At 67.9% G+C, this 4208-nt stretch carries 4 protein-coding genes and 1 pseudogene; 2 read left to right on the plus strand and 3 right to left on the minus strand.

Annotated elements, in window-relative coordinates; all coding sequences use genetic code 11:
• Together ACRDSQ_RS24375 and ACRDSQ_RS24380 are read right to left on the minus strand one after the other, a co-directional pair.
• Window positions 1–434, minus strand: a pseudogene (locus ACRDSQ_RS24375) (thiolase domain-containing protein); the annotation flags it as partial.
• Window positions 435–439: 5 nt separating this feature from the next.
• Window positions 440–1573, minus strand: coding sequence for a thiolase C-terminal domain-containing protein (locus tag ACRDSQ_RS24380; RefSeq protein WP_431424298.1), 1134 nt, complete (start codon window positions 1571–1573; stop codon window positions 440–442).
• Between the two features lie 85 nt (window positions 1574–1658).
• Here ACRDSQ_RS24380 and ACRDSQ_RS24385 point away from each other — a divergent pair, with 85 nt between their 5' ends.
• Window positions 1659–2702, plus strand: a complete 1044-nt coding sequence (locus tag ACRDSQ_RS24385) for an LLM class flavin-dependent oxidoreductase (RefSeq protein ID WP_431424300.1) — start codon at window positions 1659–1661, stop codon at window positions 2700–2702.
• Window positions 2703–2787: 85 nt separating this feature from the next.
• Here ACRDSQ_RS24385 and ACRDSQ_RS24390 read toward each other — a convergent pair whose 3' ends face one another.
• Window positions 2788–3165: a nuclear transport factor 2 family protein gene (locus ACRDSQ_RS24390; protein WP_431424301.1), complete on the minus strand. Its 378-nt coding sequence runs from the start codon at window positions 3163–3165 to the stop codon at window positions 2788–2790.
• 331 nt (window positions 3166–3496) lie between these two features.
• On the opposite strand from ACRDSQ_RS24390, the gene ACRDSQ_RS24395 reads away from it, so the two are divergent.
• On the plus strand, window positions 3497–4156 hold the full coding sequence (locus ACRDSQ_RS24395; protein ID WP_431424303.1) for a TetR/AcrR family transcriptional regulator: 660 nt from the start codon (window positions 3497–3499) through the stop codon (window positions 4154–4156).
• Window positions 4157–4208: the final 52 nt, after the last annotated feature.

The following is a 4208-nucleotide window of genomic DNA, read 5'->3' on the forward strand; positions in this document are numbered from 1 at the left end:
GCGGAGAATCCCATGATGCCGACGGCGAACTCGCGGCCCCAGAACGGGTCGTACAGCGTGGAGATCGAGTACTGCAGCGCTCCTTCGGAGAGCTTGTCGTAGGCCACCACGAGGACCCGCTCTGCGGCGCCGCCCGCGATCTGGTTCAGCGCGGACAGCGCACCCGCGAGACCGGTGCCGCCGCCGCTGGTGACCCGGACGACCGGCTTCAACCGGGCGCCCAGCGCGTCGGCGAGCCACTTCTCCGGCTGGTTCACGGCGGCGAAGAGGACCGGCCCGGTGCAGACGACGATGCTGTCGATGTCGTCGATGGTGAGGTCGGCGTCTTCAAGCGCGCGGACGGCCGCCTCACGGGCGAGCCCGACCTGGGTGACATCGGTGCGTCGACGGGCGTGGTGCGTTTGGCCCGCGCCGACGATGGCAACATTTCGCACGGTTCTCAGACCTCCAGGGTGAAGACGCAGTGGTTCTGCATGGCGAGGCCGCCGGAACCGTGCACAACGGCCGATCGGGCTCCCGCGTTTCCGCGGTCAACGCGGCCGGACAGTTGGAAGGCGGCTTCGGAGAGCCGCACGAGGCCGGTCGCCATGATCGGATCAGCGGGAAGGGCGCCACCGGACGGGTTGATCGAGACCGGCGACGACTCGGCGTAGAGCGCGTATGCCTTGCCCTGCTCGGCGAGTCCGAGCGCCTCCAGGATCATGAGCTCGCCCGCGGCCGAGTCAGCGCTGACCTCGGCGATGTCGAAGCTCGTCGGGTCGGTGACACCTGCCCGTCGGTAGGCGGTCGCGGCGGCGGCCGCGCACGCGTCGAGACGGCCCGGCGTGCGCTCGGCGAACATGTGGGCGTCGATGGCCGAACCGGCCCCGGTCAGCCACACCGGCCGGTCGCACACGCGCCGGGCGACCTGCTCCTCCGCGAGGAGGACGGCGACCGCGCCGTCGAGCGGACGCGCGATCTGGGGCCGCCGCAACGGCTCGGCGACGATCTCGGCCGCGCTCAGCGCCGCACGGTCGACGGCCTCGGGCGTCTGGACCCAGGTGTTGGCGGCCGCCCGCGCCCAGTCATAAGCGGCGACGTCCAGCAGCACGTCCTCATCCAGTCCGGTCGCCGACAGGTACTGGTTGGCCATGAGGCCCGCGGCGGCGAACTGGTCGAGCCCGACGGGGCGCTGGTAGAACGGCTCGGTGATGCTGGTGTAGTACGCGCGGACGTCCGACTCCGACGGCTTGGAGTAGGCCACGACGAGCGCGACCTTGGCCTCGCCCGCCGCGATCTTGTTCATCGCATAGGCGGCGCCCCAGAGTCCGTCCTCCTCCACCCGGGACTCCTCCTTGTGGTGCGCACCCATGGCACCGAGGAACCCGCAGTTGGAGATGCTCCTACCGTCCAGCACGTCGCTGCCGCAATCGATCACGACGTCGACGTCGGAAATCCCGAGACCGGTCCCCCGCAGCGCGTCGGTGACCGCCGCGAAGATGAGGTCCACGTGCTGGACACCGCTCCAAGATTCTCGTAGCTGGGTCTGAGCGGAGGAGACCACAGCTACCCGGTTGAGATCGGCTGACGACATGCGACGACCGTAACATGCCAACCGGTTGTTTGGTAGAGCCTGCCAACCGGTTGTTTGACAGATGTTGGTGGGGCAGGATGAGGGCATGTCAGAGCTCCCCCGCTCCGTGGTCTTCGCAACCGACGTGCTGGCGCCCCTGGTCGAGATCGCCCAGGAAGCGGCCGATGCCGGCTTCCACCGCGCCTGGACCACCGAGTACCCCGGACGCGATGCCATCGCCCGCGCCCAGTACCTCGCGTCGTCCACCGACAACATCACGATCGGGCCAGGCATCGCCTACGCCTTCACCCGCCCTCCCCTGGCCATGGCCGCCCTGGCGGCCGACGCCTACACCGTCACCGGAGGACGGTTCATGCTCGGCCTGGGAGCGGGCACCAGAGGACTGCGATCCCGCTTCTACGGAGTGGACGACTTCGACCGTCCCGCGCCCCGCCTCGCCGAATACGTGGAGCTGATGCGGGCCGCCTGGCAAGCCACCGACGGCCTGCACTTCGCCGGGCGCTTCTACCAGGCCGAGATCCCCCAGTACGAGAATCCGCACGCCCCTGAAGCGCTGGCGGGCCTTGAGGTCTTCGGCTCGGGCCTCAACGCCGTGATGCTGCGTCACGCGGCGCGGGCGTGCGACGGCATCGCGTTGCACCCGCTGGCGGGCGCCGAGCACTACCTTCGGGATGTCGTGGCACCCGCTGTCCGCGCGGGCACCGCACAGGCGGGGGCAACCCGGCGCAAACTCGCCTGCTGGACGATCGTCTCGCTCGATGACGACGAGAAGCTCGCCAGGGAGCGGGCCAGAATGGCGCTGTCGTTCTACTTCTCGACACCGAGTTACGGCACCGTCGCGGAGAAGGCCCCGTGGGCGGACGCGGTCACCGCGATCCGCGACGGCTTCCGGGACTCGGGCCCCGATTGGTCGGGACTGGCACGCCTGGTGCCTGACGAGATGGTCGACGACCTCACGATCGCGGGCACGCCCGACGTGGTGCGCGCACGACTGTCCGAAGTGGAGGAACGGTACGCGGCGAACGGGGCGACGGAGATCGTGTTCCAGACGGTCGGAGTGGGACTCACCCAGGAAGAAGTCGTCGGCAACTGCCGCCGGATCGTCCGCGAACTGCGCCCCGGCCGCTGACCCGTTCATCCCCGCGCGGTCGGCGCACGGCCGATCGAGTGTGTCCCTACCGTGCGCCGACCTCACGAGTTCACCGCCGCTTCGATCAGCCGTAGTCGTGGTACTCGACGATCAGACCGTCGCGCACGGTATAGCGGGTGCACAGGTCGAGCCTGACCGTTTCGCCGACGTTCGCCCAGCCCGGCACGTCCACCGCGGCGGTCGCCACCCAGGTGTGCTCGACGAGCACGTTCTCGCCATCGGCGTACTTCCCGCGACGGCTCTCGAAATGCTTGTCCGGGAAGGCGCCCGCGAAGTTCCCGAGCAGCTCGCCGAAGGCCTCACGGCCGTCGACGGTGACTTCGCGGTTGTGGTGAACGACCTGGATCTTCTCGTCGCACAGGCCGAGCAGTTTGTCGTTGTCGCCGGAGTTGTAGGCGTCCACGTACTGCTCGACCACGGTGGCCGGGTCACTTGCTGACATCACTGTTCTCCTCAATGTCTTGCGGTGGGAAACGGCTTGGATCGCAGATCGCGGCTGACGTTTCGCACATTCACAGCAGGCACGATCACGGTGCCCTGGCCATCGGCACGGGTCAGCAGTACCGACTACTCGCCCTATGGGCTGTGACCCACACCATGGCAACCATACGGTTGGTAGACAACCCACTTCCAACCGGTCGTTTGAAAGCGCTACGATGGGTCAAGTCCGCAGGTCAATCAGATGATCGGGGCGCCGTCGAGGCCGCAATGGCCGTCGCCGGGCCGCCACGGCGCTAAGATCCGTAAGCCGACGACGACCCGGAGGGTGCACGGTGACTCCCGCACGGCGCACGAAACGCGCGACCGACCGTCGCAATCGCGACGGCGAAGTCGTGGACGCCGCCATCAAGGTGTTCTATGAGAAGGGCTATTCGGCCTCGTCCCTGCAGGACGTCGCCGACATCGTCGGCGTGCTCAAGGGCAGCCTGTACCACTACATCTCGTCCAAGGAGGACCTGCTGTTCAGGATCCTCCAAGAGTCGCACGAGCATGCCCGCGTCATCATGCACGAGGTCGCCGAGCGCGACGGCCAGGCGGCGGACCGGCTTCGCGCCTTCCTCGAGCGCATGTACATGTGGTATCTCGATCACATCGAGCGGGTCAGCCTGTACTTCAACCAGCAGCAGCACCTGACCGGCGACAACAAGGCCGAAATGCTGGTCCTGGCTCGCGAGTTCGAGCAGTTCGTGCGCGACCTGCTCACCGAGGCGAGAGACGAAGGCACCCTCCGCCCCGACCTGGACATCAAGCTCGCCGCGTTCTTCGTGCTCGGAGCCTTGAACAGCATTCCCATGTGGTACAAGGCAAGCGGGCCGTACCCAAGCGAACACATCGCAGACGAGTTCGCCGAGATGTCCATGGGCGCTCTCCTGCCACGCGCCGGCGTCGTCGCGGTCAGCGAGCCCGAAAAACTGCCGGTCGCCGCTCAGTGAACGCCCGCACGGCCTCCGAGTGGTCGGCCGTGGAGGTAGCGAAGACCTGGCC

The organism is Actinokineospora sp., from assembly GCF_050699995.1.
Lineage (GTDB): Bacteria > Actinomycetota > Actinomycetes > Mycobacteriales > Pseudonocardiaceae > Actinokineospora.